Source organism: Streptomyces hazeniae (assembly GCF_031845485.1).
Classification (GTDB): domain Bacteria; phylum Actinomycetota; class Actinomycetes; order Streptomycetales; family Streptomycetaceae; genus Streptomyces; species Streptomyces hazeniae.
Genome location: NZ_JAVREQ010000019.1, coordinates 72,056 through 86,800 on the forward strand (window position 1 = coordinate 72,056; position 14,745 = coordinate 86,800).

Sequence of the window (14,745 nt, forward strand, 5' to 3'; positions counted from 1 at the left end):
ACCATGAACGACGACGCCTCCGTCCGCTCCGCGACCGGCGACCGGCGGGCCGAACTCGCCGCCGGCCTCGCCTCGGTGGAGGGGCGCATCGCGCGCGCCTGCGAGGCGGCCGGCCGTCCCCGGGACGCGGTGACCCTGGTCGTCGTCACCAAGACCTACCCGGCGAGCGACGTGCGGCTGCTGTGGGAGCTCGGTGTCCGGCACGTCGCCGAGAACCGCGACCAGGACGCCGCCCCGAAGGCGGCGCAGTGCACGGATCTGCCCCTGACCTGGCACTTCGTCGGCCAGTTGCAGACCAACAAGGCACGCTCGGTGGCCGGATATGCCGACTTCGTGCACTCCGTCGACCGCCTGCGCCTGGTGAGGTCCCTGGCCAACGCGGCCGCGCCGCGGGATCGCGAACTGGGCTGCCTGATCCAGGTCGGGCTGGACGCGGAGAGCGACGACGCCGGGCCGCGCGGCGGCGCCGCGCCGGACCGGGTCGCCGAACTGGCCGACGCCGTGGCTGAGGCCAGGGGGTTGCGTCTGGACGGAGTGATGACCGTGGCCCCGCTGGCGGGCCCATACGCCGGAAAGCCGGGTGAGGCGTTCGCGCGCCTGCGGGAAATCTCAACCTGCCTGCGCACGGCGCATCCTGCTGCGACGATGGTGTCCGCAGGGATGAGCGCGGACCTCGAGGAGGCGATTTCCGCCGGCGCGACACATGTCCGCGTCGGAAGCGCGGTACTCGGAGTCCGACCCCGGCTCCGGTAACGTCGCCAAGCAAGTCGGACCACAGCAGAAAATATGGTCATTCCGTCCTGGTGGACAGGCCGGCAGGCGGGAGGACCACGTGGATCCAAGGTCGCCGGCGACGGAGCCTTACGGCCTCCCCGCAGGAGGCAGGAGTGGGGTCTCCCGCCGAGGGCAGGGGAACCACCACAGAGCGGAGGATGCAGTCAATGGCCGGCGCGATGCGCAAGATGGCGGTCTACCTCGGCCTCGTGGAGGACGACGGTTACGACGGCCCGGGGTTCGACCCCGACGACGAGTTCGAGCCCGAGCCGGAGCCCGAGCGGGACCGGCGTCGGCACCAGGAATCCCCCCAGCATTCCCTGTCGCGGCACTCCCTGGAGAAGGCGGAACCCGAGGAGTCCCTCCGGGCCGTGCATCCGCCGGCCCAACGGGAGCGCGAGGCGTCGCCGACGCCCGTGGGCGCCGGCGAAAGCGGACGAGGCGGGAGAATTGCTCCCGTGTCATCCATCACACCTGAACGTCAGAACCTGGAGAAGAGCGCACCGGTGATCATGCCCAAGGTCGTGTCCGAGCGGGAGCCCTACCGGATCACCACGCTGCACCCGCGGACCTACAACGAGGCCCGTACCATCGGGGAACACTTCCGCGAGAGCACCCCGGTGATCATGAACCTGACCGAGATGGACGACACCGACGCGAAGCGACTTGTCGACTTTGCGGCCGGGCTGGTGTTCGGTCTGCACGGCAGTATCGAGCGGGTGACGCAGAAGGTCTTCCTCCTGTCTCCTGCTAACGTCGATGTAACGGCGGAGGACAAGGCCCGCATCGCAGAGGGCGGGTTCTTCAACCAGAGCTGAGACGCAGGACCGGAACACGCGGCCGGGAGGGCCGCACGAGCCAAGGGGAGAGGCACAGCAAGATGGCCGTCTGGCAGCAGGTGATCTACATCGCCTTGTGGTGCTTCATGCTCGTGCTGATCTTCCGGCTCGTGATGGACTACGTCTTCCAGTTCGCCCGCTCATGGCAACCCGGCAAGGCGATGGTGGTGGTCCTGGAGGCCACCTACACTGTCACTGATCCGCCACTCAAGCTCCTGCGGCGGTTCATCCCGCCGCTACGCTTCGGGGGCGTGGCGCTCGACCTGTCCTTCTTCGTGCTCATGATCATCGTCTACATCCTGATCAACGTCGTGGCCAGGCTGTGAACGATTCCTATGGTCTTGCCGATATGCCGACGAATACGTTGAGGTGAAGAGATGCCACTGACCCCCGAGGACGTGCGGAACAAGCAGTTCACGACCGTCCGTCTGCGAGAGGGCTACGACGAGGACGAGGTCGACGCCTTTCTCGACGAGGTCGAAGCCGAGCTGACCCGTCTGCTCCGTGAGAACGAGGACCTGCGCGCCAAGCTGGCCGCCGCGACCCGTGCCGCCCAGCAGAACCAGCAGCAGGGCCGCAAGCCTCCGGAGGGCCAGGAGCGTCCCGGCGGGGCGCCGGTGCCCGCCGCCATATCAGGACCGCAGCCGGTTCCCCCGGGCCAGCACGGCCCGGGCGGACACGGCCCCGGCGGCCCCGGCGGTCACGGCGGTCCGGGTGGACACGGCCCCGGCGGTCACGGCGGTCCGGGTGGCCCCGGTGGCCCCGGTGGACACGGTCCGCAGGGCGGCCCGCCCCAGCTTCCCGGCGGTCAGCCGCAGCTCCCGGCCGGTCCCGGCGGTCCCATGGGCCCCGGCGGACCCGGTGGACCCGGTGGACACGGACCGCAGGGCGGCCCCATGGGTCCCGGCGGCCCGCAGCTTCCCGGCGGCGGTCAGAACAACGACAGCGCCGCCCGGGTGCTCTCCCTCGCCCAGCAGACCGCGGACCAGGCGATCGCGGAGGCCCGGTCCGAGGCCAACAAGATCGTCGGCGAGGCCCGCAGCCGCGCCGAGGGCCTGGAGCGCGACGCCCGCGCCAAGGCGGACGCCCTGGAGCGGGACGCCCAGGAGAAGCACCGCGTCGCCATGGGCTCCCTGGAGTCCGCGCGCGCGACGCTGGAGCGCAAGGTCGAGGACCTGCGCGGCTTCGAGCGGGAGTACCGCACGCGCCTGAAGTCGTACCTGGAGAGCCAGCTCCGCCAGCTGGAGAACCAGGCCGACGACTCGCTGGCCCCGTCCCGGACGCCCGCGGCAGCTTCGCTGCCCCCGTCCCCGTCGATGGCCTCCGCGGGTGCACCCGGCGGCGGCACCATGGGAGGTCACCAGTCGATGGGCGGCGGCCAGCCCATGGGCGGCGGTGGCCAGGGCATGGGCGGTCACGGCGGCCCCGGGCACGGCGGCCACACGCAGGGCGGCGGTCAGAGCTACGGCGGCGGCCAGCAGCAGATGTCGCCCGCGATGACCCAGCCGATGGCGCCGGTCCGCCCGCAGGGCGGTCCGCAGGCGGCGCCCTCGCCGATGCGCGGCTTCCTCATCGACGAGGACGACAACTGACCGGCTGACACCTCACAGCCGACGACGACGGCGGCGGACCAGCGGAGGGCGATGCGGTCCGCGACGTCCAGCCCGGAGTTCTTCCGCGACTCCTGGATGAGCCGGATGGCGTCGCGCGCCAGCCCCGCCCGGCGCAGCTCGGGCGTGATCTCCAGGTCCAGGGCGACCGTGGCGCCGGAGTCGGAGGCCACGGACCATCCCTCACGCGGGGTCTCGGTGATGATGACCTCTTCCGGCGAGAGGGTCACCGTCTCACCGTCGACCTCCACCGAGGCCGTGCCCTCGCGCAGGGCGACGGACAGGGCCGCGGCGTCGGCCGCCGCGACGGCCTTGGCCACCGCCTGCGTGTTCTTGCCGAACCGCCGCCCCAGCGCACGGAAGTTGCCCTTGGCGCTGGTGTCGACCAGCGAGCCGCCGACGTCGGCGAGGGTGGCGATGTCGTAGACGTTGAGCTCCTCGGTGATCTGCCGCCGCAGATCCGGCGACAGCGTCGAGAAGCCCTGTGCCGCGACCAGCGCCCGGGACAGCGGCTGACGGGTCTTCACACCCGACTCCGCCCGCGTCGCCCGGCCCAGCTCGACGAGCCGCCGTACGAGAAGCATGTCGCCGGACAGCTCGGGGTCGATCGCGCCCAGGTCGGCCTCCGGCCACGTCGCGAGGTGCACCGAGTCCGGCGCGCCGGGCGTCACGGGCACCACGAGGTCCTGCCAGACCCGTTCGGAGATGAACGGCACCAGCGGGGCCATCAGCCGGGTCACCGTCTCCAGGGTGTCGTGCAGGGTGCGCAGCGCCGCCGGGTCCGCCTGCCAGAAGCGGCGGCGGGAGCGGCGCACGTACCAGTTCGACAGGTCGTCGACGAACGTGGACAGCAGCTTGCCGGCGCGCTGGGTGTCGTAGTTCTCCATCGCGGCGGTGACCTGGTCGGTCAGCGCGTGGAGTTCGCTGAGCAGCCAGCGGTCCAGCAGCGGGCGGTCGCCCGGCGCCGGGTCGGCCCCGCTCGGGGCCCACGCGCCGGTGCGGGCGTACAGGGCCTGGAAGGCGACCGTGTTCCAGTAGGTCAGCAGCGTCTTGCGGACGACCTCCTGGATGGTGCCGTGCCCGACGCGACGCGCCGCCCACGGCGAGCCGCCGGCCGCCATGAACCAGCGCACCGCGTCCGCGCCGTGCGCGTCCATCAGCGGGATGGGTTCGAGGATGTTGCCCAGGTGCTTGGACATCTTGCGCCCGTCCTCGGCCAGGATGTGGCCGAGGCAGACGACGTTCTCGTAGGAGGACCTGTCGAAGACGAGCGTGCCGACGGCCATCAGCGTGTAGAACCAGCCGCGGGTCTGGTCGATGGCCTCGGAGATGAACTGCGCCGGGTAGCGCTGCTCGAAGATCTCCTTGTTCTTGTACGGGTACCCCCACTGCGCGAACGGCATCGCGCCCGAGTCGTACCAGGCGTCGATGACCTCCGGCACGCGCGTGGACGTCCCGCCGCACGTCGGGCAGGGGAAGGTGACCTCGTCGATGTACGGGCGGTGCGGGTCCAGCGCGGACTGGTCGGCGCCGGTCAGCTCGCCCAGTTCGGCCCGGGAGCCCACGACGACCGTGTGCTCCTCCGCGCACCGCCACACCGGCAGCGGGGTGCCCCAGTAGCGGTTGCGGGACAGGGCCCAGTCGATGTTGTTGTTCAGCCAGTCGCCGAACCGGCCGTGCTTGACCGAGTCCGGGTACCAGTTGGTGCGCTCGTTCTCCCGCAGCAGCGCGTCCTTGACCTGCGTGGTGCGGATGTACCAGGAGGGCTGTGCGTAGTAGAGCAGCGCGGTGTGACAGCGCCAGCAGTGCGGGTAGCTGTGCTCGTAGGCGACGTGCCGGAACAGCCGGCCGCGCGCCTCGAGGTCGGCGACCAGCTTCTCGTCCGCCTTCTTGAAGAACGCGCCGCCGACCAGGCCGACGCCCTCCTCGAACGTGCCGTCCGCGCGCACCGGGTTGACCACCGGGAGACCGTAGCGGCGGCAGGTCGCCAGGTCGTCCTCGCCGAACGCGGGGGACTGGTGCACCAGGCCGGTGCCGTCCTCCGTGGTGACGTACTCGGCGTTGACGACGAAGTGGGCGTCCGGGACGTCCACCAGCGCGAAGGGCCGGTCGTACGCCCAGCGCTCCATCTCGGCGCCGGTGAAGCGCTGCCCGGTGGCCTCCCAGCCGTCGCCCAGGGCCTTCTCCAGCAGCGGTTCGGCGACGACCAGCTTCTCGTTCCCGTCCGTGGCGACCACGTACGTCACTTCGGGGTGCGCGGCGACGGCCGTGTTGGACACCAGGGTCCAGGGGGTCGTCGTCCACACCAGCAGCGCGGCCTCGCCGGCCAGCGGGCCGGAGGTCAGCGGGAAGCGGACGAAGACCGACGGGTCGACGACCGTCTCGTAGCCCTGCGCCAGCTCGTGGTCCGACAGCCCGGTGCCGCAGCGCGGGCACCAGGGGGCCACGCGGTGGTCCTGGACCAGCAGGCCCTTCGCGTGGATCTCCTTGAGCGACCACCACACGGACTCGACGTACTCCGGGTCCATGGTGCGGTAGGCGTCGTCCAGGTCCACCCAGTAGCCCATGCGGGTGGTGAGCTCGGCGAACGCGTCGGTGTGCCGGGTCACCGACTCGCGGCACTTCGCGTTGAACTCCGCGATGCCGTAGTTCTCGATGTCCTTCTTGCCGGAGAAGCCCAGCTCCTTCTCCACCGCCAGCTCGACCGGGAGGCCGTGGCAGTCCCAGCCGGCCTTGCGCGCCACGTGGTACCCCCGCATCGTGCGGAAGCGGGGGAAGACGTCCTTGAAGACGCGGGCCTCGATGTGGTGCGCGCCGGGCATCCCGTTCGCGGTGGGAGGGCCCTCGTAGAACACCCACTCGGGGCGGCCCTCGGACTGCTCAAGGGTGCGGGCGAAGACCTTGTGCTCGCGCCAGAAGTCGAGCACCGCGTGCTCGAGCGCGGGCAGGTCGACCTGGGCGGGCACCTGGTGGTACAGCGGCTTGTCGTGCTGCTGCGGCGATTCGGGACTCATCGTCGGTCGTCTTCCTCCGGCGGACTGGCGTGCTTCCGTCGGAGGGACGAGACGCGCCTGCAACGGCGCTCCCGCGGTACCACCCTCCTTGGCGGCGGTGTCGTGTCCGCCGCCCCCTCATTGGGGCCGCGCTGCCGGGTCTACTCGCCCGCACGCCTGGCGTGCGGACTTTCTTCCGGCGGCTCCGGGGTGATCTTCACGTCGCGCTCGTCCCCGGGCTCACACCGTCCCCGGGTCGCTCCTGACTGCCTGACGACGCTACTCGTCCCCATCCATGCCTTTCGCTGAACCCAGTGTACGGGCCGCCACGCTCGGCGCGGACCGGTTTTCCCCCGGCGGTGCGGGGCACAACGCCCTCGCAAGGCGTACGGAGACCGAGAGGACGGTCCGACCGGGCGACCGGAAGCGGCGCGTCCCGTTGCCGCCCACCCGAAGTCGATTTATCGTTCCGGTCACGATTCGCGAGCAAGATCACAGTATGTGAAGGGGTCGCGGCCATGGTGGCGAGGAAGACCGCCGCGAAGAAGTCTTCCGGCAGGAAGCCGGCGGCGAAGCGCGCGTCCGCGAAGTCGGCTGCGCCCGGGAAGACGGCGGCGCGGAAGACGGCGTCCCGGCGCACCGCGACCGACGAGGCCGTCTCCGGCGCGACCCCGGCGCGGAAGACGGCGGCCCCCCGGAAGGCCGCGCCGAAGAAGGCGGCGGGGGAGAAGGCGGCGGGGGCGGCGAAGAGCGCGGGGAAGAAGACCGCCGCGAAGAAGGCTGCTCCGAAGAAGGCGGCCGCGAAGAAGACCGCCCCCACCACGGCGGCCAGGAAGGCCGCGGCGAAGAAGACGACCTCCCCCGGAAAGACGACGGCGACGAAGGCCGCGGCGAAGAAGACCACGGCGGCGAAGAAGGCTGCTCCGAAGACCGCCGCCAAGAAGACCGCCGCCAAGAAGACCACCACGAAGAAGGCGACCGCCGAGAGGACGAAGACCGCGTCCAGGAAGACGTCCGCCCGGAAAGCCCCGGCCCAGCCCGCTCCTGCCGGCAAGAAGACCGCCCGGAAGATCCCCGCCAAGAAGACAGGAGCCCAGAAGGTGGCTGCGAAGAAGACTCCGGCGAAGGCCGCGGCGGTTCCCACCGCCCGTTCGGCCCAGGCCGCGCCCCTCACACCCGGTGAGCTGCCCGTGCGCCCCGGGGAGGACCCCTGGACTCCGGCAGAGGTCGAGGAGGCCCGCACCAACCTCGAGGACGAGGCGGGGCGGCTGCGGGACGAGATCCAGGCCTCCGAGGAGGCACTGAGCGGACTGCTGCGGGACGCGGGCGACACGGCCGGTGATGACGACGCCGACACCGGGACCCGGAACATCACGCGCGAGCACGAGATGTCCCTGGCCGCGAACGCCCGGGAGAGCCTCTACCAGACGGACCGCGCCCTGGAGCGCATCGAGGCCGGTACGTACGGCCTGTGCGAGAACTGCGGCAAGCCGATCGGCAAGGCGCGGATGCAGGCGTTCCCGCGCGCGACCCTCTGCGTGGAGTGCAAGCAGAAGCAGGAGCGACGCTGAAGCGGCGGTCGGGCGCACGGGTGACGGGGTGCGTACCGCTGTGTCGTACCCTCGTCACGTGAACGAGGTGGAGCGGGCGATCGAGACCCCGGACGAGGACGAGGCCGCGAGAGACCGGTCCGAGCCCACGGCCGACGGGCCGGAGGGCGCCGGGCACGCGGACGGCGCGTCGAACGACGCCGGACCCGCCGAGTCGGCCGAGGACACGGCGCAGACCGGCCCCAGGGGGCCGCGCCGCATTCCGATGCTGCTCGGCGTGGCCGCCGTGGCCTACGTCCTCGACCTGGTCACCAAGCTGATCGTGGTCGCGTACCTGGAGCACCGCGCGCCGATCGAGCTGATCGGCGAGTGGCTGCAGTTCGAGGTGGTGCGCAACCGCGGTGCCGCCTTCGGCATCGGCGAGGCGCTCACCATCGTCCTGACCGCCATCGCCGTCGTCGTGATCGTGGTGATCGCCCGTCTGGCCCGGAGGCTCTACAGCACGCCGTGGGCCGTGGCGCTCGGCCTGCTGCTCGGCGGCGCCTTCGGCAACCTCACCGACCGGCTGTTCCGCTCGCCGGGCGTCTTCCAGGGCGCGGTGGTCGACTTCATCGCCCCCCGGCACTTCGCCGTGTTCAACCTCGCCGACTCCGCCATCGTCTGCGGCGGCATCCTGATCGTGCTGCTCTCCTTCCGCGGCCTCGACCCGGACGGCACCGTCCACAAGGACTGACCGCCCGCGAGGACCGCGCCCGCGAGGACCGACCGCCCGGCGGACGGCCCGCAGCGTTCCGTCAGGGCCTGGTGACCCGCACCTGGTACCGGCCGCCGTGGTGCCCGGTGACCGCGACGGTGACGCCGCTCGCGAACGTGTGGCGCTCCCCGGGCCGCAGCGGCGCGTCACCCAGCTCGGCGAGTTCCTCCGGCGAACGGCCGGTGCACGCGGGCCCGCCGCGGCTGGCCGGGCGGCCGTCCACCACCCGCACCGGGCCCTGCCCGGTGGGCACCCGGGAGTCGACGGTGTAGAGCAGCACGCCCTCCGCGCAGATGCCGCGGTCCAGGCCGACCCGTGTGCGGGCTTCGGCCACGATCGCCGAGTGCTCGCCGGTCTTCACCACCGCCATCGTCGCCCCGTCCGGCGAGCCGACGGGCTTCAGCGTGTGCGTGGCCGAGCGGTCGGTGACGCAGGCGACCTGGTCGTCCGTGATCCACCCGAACTTCCACTTGTGCCAGCCCAGCAGGTCGGAGATGCCGGCCATGCTCATCGTGTCCCAGCCGCCCGCGTACTCCACCGAGGCGCCGCGCTCGACGTTGTACAGGTCGGGCAGGCCGTAGAGGTGGTTGGCCTCGTGCACGAAGTTGCCGCGCTGCCACAGGGCCGAGTCGTTGCTGCGTCCGAAGACCAGCGCGGCCGCACGGAGGGTGTGTCCGCCCGCGCGCAGCCCGTCGAAGGTGTTGGCCTGGGAGACCGTCGGGCGGGCCGGCACGTTGTCGTCGGCGACGACGTACACGAAGTCGGCACCGGCGAAGTCGGTGCCGCGTGCGACGGCGGCGTCGACGGCGTCCTGCACGTAGGCGCGCATCACCTCGGAGCCGATGCCGCGCTCGACGCCGTACGCCGACCAGGGTTTCGGCATCCGCACCCAGCCGCGGGTCGGTTCCAGTTCCAGCCGGTACCTGCCGTACGAGGCGAGGTCCAGGTACCGGTCGCCGTAGTCGGCGAAGAACGCGGCCCGCTCCCGAGCGGAGCCGGCCGCCGGGATGTCCTCGAAGTCGACCATGATCAAGATCGCCTTCTTGTGCCCGGTGGGATGGATGAAGTCCTCCGTCATCGGCCCCTCGCTGAAGCCGGCCGACCCGGCGATCGCGCAGTCCCCGGAGATGGCCGGAGCCGCGGAACCGTGCTGCGGGTCCAGTGCCATGACCACCGCGGTCAGGGCGGTTGCGGTGGCCACCGCGATGGATCTGCTGCCGGGTATCCGTCTGTGGCCGGCCGCTGCGGACATGGAGAGGCTCCCTCCGGGAGAGGTGTCCCGACGTAGTCACACGGTCACGAAGAGGTGGCGTCGGCGCATGCGGAGGGGGGCCGCCCGGGTGAGGTCCGGCCGCAGGCCGCGGACGGGCGGTCCGGCATACTCGAGCAGGTGAGTACGCTTCCCGAGATCCGCACCCTGCCCGTACCGAACGGCCTGGAGGGCGAGCGCGTCGACGCCGCGCTGGCCCGCATGTTCGGCTTCTCCCGCACCAAGGCGGCCGAGCTCGCGGCCGGAGGCAAGGTGCGGCTGGACGGTTCGGCGGCCGGCAAGTCCGACCGCGTCAGCGGCGGGGCCTGGATCGAGGTCGAGATGCCCGCTCCTGCCGCTCCGGTGCAGGTGGTCGCGGAGCCCGTGGAGGGCATGGACATCGTGCACGACGACGAGCACGTCGTCGTCGTCGCCAAGCCGGTCGGCGTGGCCGCCCACCCCAGCCCCGGCTGGACCGGGCCCACCGTCATCGGCGGTCTCGCCGCGGCCGGCTACACCATCACCACCTCCGGCGCGGCCGAGCGCCAGGGCGTCGTGCACCGGCTGGACGTCGGCACGTCCGGGCTCATGGCCGTCGCCAAGTCGGAGCGGGCGTACACCCTGCTCAAGCAGCAGTTCCGGGAACGCACCGTCGACAAGCGCTACCACGCGCTCGTCCAGGGCCACCCCGACCCGCTCAGCGGCACCATCGACGCGCCGATCGGCCGCCACCCGCAGCACGACTACAAGTGGGCCGTGACCGCCGAGGGCAAGCCGTCGGTCACGCACTACGACCTGATCGAGGCGTTCCGCGCCGCCAGCCTCCTCGACATCAAGCTGGAGACCGGCCGCACCCACCAGATCCGCGTGCACATGTCCGCCCACCGCCACCCCTGCGTCGGCGACCTCACCTACGGCGCCGACCCCACCCTCGCCAAGCGGCTGCGGCTGGGCCGCCAGTGGCTGCACGCGGTGCGGCTCGGCTTCACGCACCCGGCGGACGGCCGCTGGGTGGAGTTCGAGAGCGACTACCCGGACGATCTCGCGCAGGCGCTGGAGACCGTGAGGGCGGAGAGCTCGTAGGGGTGGACCAACTCGCCCTGATCTTCGCCCTGCTGCTCGGGGCGGTCGTCATGGTGCCGGTGTGGCCGAACGGCTCAGCGTCCCCTCGCCGTCGTGCCGGCCACCCTGCTGGTGCAGGGCCTCGATGAGCCCGGAGCCGGCCCGGAGGTCGTCGACCGCGTCCTCCACCAGCTCGACGTCCGCAGCTTCCGCGACCACCGCGGCGGGCGCGCTACGCGCGCCCGCCGGGCCGCCGGGCCGGGGTTCAGCCCTCGGGGGAGCCGTCGCCGTCCGGGGATCCGCCGCGTGCCCCCTGCGCCGGTACGGTGTGGCGGGCCCCGGTCCCGGCTGGGCCCCGGTGCCCGGCTCCCAGGGCCGGGGCGGTCGCGATCCGCGGCAGGGCGTACGGGTGCTCGCGCCGCACCCACTCCAGCAGCTCCTCCCGCACCCCGCACTGCAGCGTCCACCAGTCGTCGGTGTCCCTCGCCGACATCGCGGCCCGCACCTGGATCGTCGTGGGCGTGGAGTCCGTGACGACGAGGCTCCACGTACGCCGGTCCCAGTCGTCGCGGGTCTCCAGCAGTTCCCGCAGGTACTCCCGGAGGGCCTTGACCGGTGTCGCGTGATCGAGGTGCAGGTAGACCGTGCAGGTCAGTTCCGTGCCGCCGCGCGACCAGTTCTCGTACGGCTTGCTGTTGAAGTACGAGACCGGCATGGTCAGCCGGCGGTCGTCCCAGATGCGTACGGTCAGGAAGGCCAGGCTGATCTCCTCCACGACGCCCCACTCGCCCTCGACGACCACGGTGTCGCCGATCTTCACCGACGAGCCGAAAGCGACCTGGAGCCCGGCGAAGAGGTTGCCCAGCATCGACTGTGCGGCGACACCGGCGACGATGCCGATGACGCCCGCCGAGGCGAGCAGCGACGCGCCGAGCGTCCGCATGCCGGGGAAGAGCGCCAGGATCGCGACGGACCCCGCGACGACCGCGATCAGGAACGTCGCCACCCGCTGGATCATCGTGAGCTGGGTGCGGAAGCGGCGGATGCGCCGAGGGTCCCGCGTGTTGGCGGCGAACCGGGTCAGCGAGGTCTCGGCGATCGCGGAGGCGATGCGCACCGCGAGCCACACGGTGCCGGCCACGGTCACCAGCGCCAGGCACTTGAGGACGACCTTGTCATGGTCGGTGTCGATGCCCGACCAGCTGTAGGTGGCCTGGAAGACGCCGGTGACCAGCACCACCTGGAGCGGGATGCGGCAGCCGCGCAGCAGCCCCCACAGCGGCGTCTCGGGATGTCTGCGGTCCGCGGCGTGCAGCAGGCGGTCGACGACCCAGCCGACCAGCAGGGTCAGCGCGACCGTGCAGCCGATCACGATGAGCGGACGCAGCAGGGCCTCCATGAAGGACGCAGCTCCTCTCCTCGGCGGACTCGGACGGTTCGGGCCGGGCGCCCGCAGGGCGGGCCGACCGTCGTCCCGACGGACGAAACGCTAGCTGGCAGGATGAGAATGTACGAAGTCGCATGCCTGTGGGAAGAGACACGATCGTGGCAACCGTCCTGCTGTTCCACTCCGTCTACGGGCTGCGGCCCGCCGTTCATGCCGCCGCGGACCGGCTGCGTGAGGCCGGTCACACGGTGCACGTCCCGGACCTGTACGACGGCCGGGTCGCCGGAAGCGTCGAGGACGGGCGCGACATCGAGGAAGCGATCGGCCACGAGGAACTGCTGAAGCGGGCCGTGGCCGCCGCCGCGCCGCACTCCGAGGACGGTCTCGTCTATGCCGGGTTCTCGCTCGGCGCGGCCCTCGCCCAGAACCTCGCGCTCGCCGACGCGAAAGCCCGCGGCCTGCTCCTCCTGCACGGCACCTCCGACCTCACCGACGACGCGGCGGTCGACGACCTGCCCGTGCAGCTGCACGTCGCCGACCCCGACCCCTTCGAGACGCACGACTGGCTGAACGCCTGGTACCTGCGGATGCGGCGGGCCGGGGCCGACGTCGAGGTGTTCCGCCACCGCGGCGCCGGGCACCTCTACACCGATCCCGAGCTGCCCGACCACGACGCGGAGGCGGCCGAGGCGACGTGGCGCACCGCCCTGGGTTTCCTGGCGGACGTCTCCCCGGCCTGATCCCGCTGCCGGCGGTGTCAGGCCACCGGGTCGTCCGTACGCTCCAGGCGTCCGCCGCCCGCCGGCTTGCGGTACGAGCGCAGGTGCTGCGTCCCGGTGCCGGCGTCCGTCTTGTCGCCGATCGCGTAGTAGTCCATCTGCGCCCGCTCGGCGGTCAGGTCGAGCACGCCGTACCCGTGCGAGTCCATGTCCACCCACCGCACGTGCCGGTTGGCGGCCTTGACCGCCACCTCGGCGACCGTGGAGACGGTGTGCGGCGGGGCGTGCACGATGTCGTCGACGTTGTCCGAGGTCACCGAGGACACGACGAACTCGGCGGCCACCGGCTCGTCCCACGGGTAGGTCGCGGCCTCCACGGGCACGTCGTTGGCGAGGTGCATGTGGATGTCGCCGGTGAGGAACACCGTGCCGTCGATGCCGTTGTCGCGGAGGTGGGCGAGGAGCTCGCGGCGGTCGTCCGTGTAGCCGTCCCACTGGTCGACGTTCACCGCGAGCCCGCCCGCCGGGATGCCGAGCAGCTGCGCCAGCGGGCGCAGCAGGTAGGCGGGCACCGACCCGAAGGCGATGGGGGAGACCATCACGGAGGTGCCGACCATCCGCCAGGTCGCCTCGGACGCGCTGAGCCCGGACTTCAGCCAGTCCAGCTGCCGCCGCCCGGTCATCGTGCGGTCCGGGTCGTCGATGACGTCGCCGTCGCCCAGGGACGGCTGCGCGTCCCGGAACGACCGCAGGTCCAGCAGGTGCAGGTCGGCCAGCCGGCCGAAGCGCAGCCGCCGGTAGGTGGTGCCCTCGGTGGCCGGACGCACCGGCATCCACTCGAAGTACGCCTGCTTGGCGGCCCGTACGCGTGCCGCCCAGTCGCCCTCCGCTCCGGGCGTGTGGTTCTCCGCGCCTCCGGACCAGGCGTCATTGGCGAACTCGTGGTCGTCCCAGATGGCGATGAGCGGGTGCGCGGCGTGCATCGCCTGGAGGTCGGCGTCGGTCTTGTAGTGCCCGTGGCGGGCCCGGTAGTCGGAGAGGCTCTGCACCTCGTGGGTGGGGAAGATCTCGCGGATCTTGTCCTCTTCGAGCGGGTACTCGCCGGTGCCGTACTCGTAGACGTAGTCGCCGAGGTGGACCACGGCGTTCAGGTCGTTGCGGGCGGCCAGGTGCCGGTAGGCAGCGAACCAGCCGCTCTCCCAGTTGGCGCACGAGACCGTGGCGAAGCGGAGGTTGCCCGCGGTGACGTCGGCCGCGGGCGCGGTGCGGGTGCGGCCGGCGGCTGAGGTGACGCCCCCGGCGGTGAAGCGGAACCAGTAGGTGGTGTCCGGGCGGAGGCCGCGTACGTCGGCCTTGACGGTGTGGTCGGTGGCGGCGGACGTGGTCGCCGAACCTTCGGCCGCCAGGGAGGCGAAGGCGTCGTCCTCGGCGACCTGCCACCGCACCTCGGTGGCCGCGCCGCGTCCGGAGCCCGGTGTCGCGTCGGGGGAGGGGGTCAGCCGGGTCCACAGCAGTACACCGTCGGGCAGCGGGTCGCCGGAGGCGACACCGTGCCGGAAGGCGGGACCCTCGGCCGCCCGGGCCGGCCCGGATATGCCGAGCCCGAGGGGCAGCAGCGCGGCGGAGGCCGCACCCGCGGCGACGACGGTACGCCGCCGGGGTGCGTGCGCGCGGGATGCAACGGATCTGCGGGGAGTGGTGCTCTCTGCGTCAGTCACGCCCGCAGACGTTACCGTCCGGTACGGCCAACGGGCAGGCCGCCTTGAGAAGTTGGCCTGCCCGTCACCGTCACGTCAGGGTCGGCGACG

At 72.0% G+C, this 14,745-nt stretch carries 12 protein-coding genes and 1 pseudogene; 8 read left to right on the plus strand and 5 right to left on the minus strand.

Annotated features, from left to right (window positions below):
- The first annotated feature begins 3 nt into the window (after positions 1-3).
- The 4 genes and pseudogenes from RM572_RS20160 to RM572_RS20175 form a co-directional block, all read left to right on the plus strand.
- Positions 4-753, plus strand: a complete 750-nt coding sequence (locus RM572_RS20160; protein ID WP_311674768.1) for a YggS family pyridoxal phosphate-dependent enzyme — start codon at positions 4-6, stop codon at positions 751-753.
- A gap of 188 nt (positions 754-941) precedes the next feature.
- On the plus strand, positions 942-1,592 hold the full coding sequence (locus RM572_RS20165) for a cell division protein SepF (protein WP_311674769.1): 651 nt from the start codon (positions 942-944) through the stop codon (positions 1,590-1,592).
- Between the two features lie 62 nt (positions 1,593-1,654).
- Entirely contained in the window at positions 1,655-1,939 is a 285-nt protein-coding gene (locus tag RM572_RS20170) for a YggT family protein (RefSeq protein ID WP_027762541.1), read from the plus strand.
- Positions 1,940-1,990: 51 nt separating this feature from the next.
- A pseudogene (locus RM572_RS20175) lies at positions 1,991-2,122 on the plus strand (DivIVA domain-containing protein); the annotation flags it as partial.
- Between the two features lie 953 nt (positions 2,123-3,075).
- Here the strand turns inward: RM572_RS20175 and ileS are convergent.
- Complete coding sequence (gene ileS / locus RM572_RS20180; protein ID WP_311674770.1) at positions 3,076-6,237, minus strand: isoleucine--tRNA ligase; 3,162 nt, start codon at positions 6,235-6,237, stop codon at positions 3,076-3,078.
- A gap of 497 nt (positions 6,238-6,734) precedes the next feature.
- On the opposite strand from ileS, the gene RM572_RS20185 reads away from it, so the two are divergent.
- Together RM572_RS20185 and lspA are read left to right on the plus strand one after the other, a co-directional pair.
- Positions 6,735-7,787 (plus strand): TraR/DksA family transcriptional regulator, encoded by a 1,053-nt coding sequence (locus RM572_RS20185; protein ID WP_311674771.1) that lies wholly within the window; start codon positions 6,735-6,737, stop codon positions 7,785-7,787.
- A gap of 58 nt (positions 7,788-7,845) precedes the next feature.
- Complete coding sequence (gene lspA / locus RM572_RS20190; protein WP_311674772.1) at positions 7,846-8,499, plus strand: signal peptidase II; 654 nt, start codon at positions 7,846-7,848, stop codon at positions 8,497-8,499.
- A gap of 61 nt (positions 8,500-8,560) precedes the next feature.
- Here the strand turns inward: lspA and RM572_RS20195 are convergent, their stop codons facing one another.
- Positions 8,561-9,772, minus strand: coding sequence for a metallopeptidase domain-containing protein (locus RM572_RS20195; RefSeq protein ID WP_311674773.1), 1,212 nt, complete (start codon positions 9,770-9,772; stop codon positions 8,561-8,563).
- A gap of 138 nt (positions 9,773-9,910) precedes the next feature.
- Here RM572_RS20195 and RM572_RS20200 point away from each other — a divergent pair, with 138 nt between their 5' ends.
- Complete coding sequence (locus tag RM572_RS20200) at positions 9,911-10,852, plus strand: RluA family pseudouridine synthase (protein WP_311674774.1); 942 nt, start codon at positions 9,911-9,913, stop codon at positions 10,850-10,852.
- Between the two features lie 48 nt (positions 10,853-10,900).
- On the opposite strand, the gene RM572_RS20205 is transcribed toward RM572_RS20200, so the two are convergent.
- Positions 10,901-11,050 carry a hypothetical protein gene (locus tag RM572_RS20205; protein ID WP_311674775.1) on the minus strand — a complete coding sequence of 50 codons (150 nt, stop codon included), beginning with the start codon at positions 11,048-11,050 and terminating at the stop codon, positions 10,901-10,903.
- A 46-nt stretch (positions 11,051-11,096) separates the two neighbouring features.
- The gene (locus RM572_RS20210; protein WP_311674776.1) at positions 11,097-12,230 is read right to left on the minus strand and encodes a mechanosensitive ion channel family protein; all 1,134 of its coding nucleotides are present in this window, start codon (positions 12,228-12,230) and stop codon (positions 11,097-11,099) included.
- Positions 12,231-12,352: 122 nt separating this feature from the next.
- Between RM572_RS20210 and RM572_RS20215 the strand changes: the two genes are divergently transcribed.
- Positions 12,353-12,958, plus strand: a complete 606-nt coding sequence (locus tag RM572_RS20215; RefSeq protein ID WP_311674777.1) for a dienelactone hydrolase family protein — start codon at positions 12,353-12,355, stop codon at positions 12,956-12,958.
- Between the two features lie 17 nt (positions 12,959-12,975).
- Here the strand turns inward: RM572_RS20215 and RM572_RS20220 are convergent, their stop codons facing one another.
- Positions 12,976-14,655: an alkaline phosphatase D family protein gene (locus RM572_RS20220; protein ID WP_311674779.1), complete on the minus strand. Its 1,680-nt coding sequence runs from the start codon at positions 14,653-14,655 to the stop codon at positions 12,976-12,978.
- Between the last annotated feature and the right edge of the window lie 90 nt (positions 14,656-14,745).

Bases quoted from the DNA above. Each gene is read 5' to 3' on its own strand.
- RM572_RS20170 (WP_027762541.1), top strand. From the start codon at position 1,655: ATGGCCGTCTGGCAGCAGGTGATCTACATCGCCTTGTGGTGCTTCATG.
- RM572_RS20215 (WP_311674777.1), top strand. From the start codon at position 12,353: ATGCCTGTGGGAAGAGACACGATCGTGGCAACCGTCCTGCTGTTCCAC.
- RM572_RS20165 (WP_311674769.1), top strand. From the start codon at position 942: ATGGCCGGCGCGATGCGCAAGATGGCGGTCTACCTCGGCCTCGTGGAG.
- RM572_RS20160 (WP_311674768.1), top strand. From the start codon at position 4: ATGAACGACGACGCCTCCGTCCGCTCCGCGACCGGCGACCGGCGGGCC.
- RM572_RS20210 (WP_311674776.1), bottom strand. From the start codon at position 12,230: ATGGAGGCCCTGCTGCGTCCGCTCATCGTGATCGGCTGCACGGTCGCG.
- RM572_RS20185 (WP_311674771.1), top strand. From the start codon at position 6,735: ATGGTGGCGAGGAAGACCGCCGCGAAGAAGTCTTCCGGCAGGAAGCCG.
- ileS (WP_311674770.1), bottom strand. From the start codon at position 6,237: ATGAGTCCCGAATCGCCGCAGCAGCACGACAAGCCGCTGTACCACCAG.
- RM572_RS20195 (WP_311674773.1), bottom strand. From the start codon at position 9,772: ATGTCCGCAGCGGCCGGCCACAGACGGATACCCGGCAGCAGATCCATC.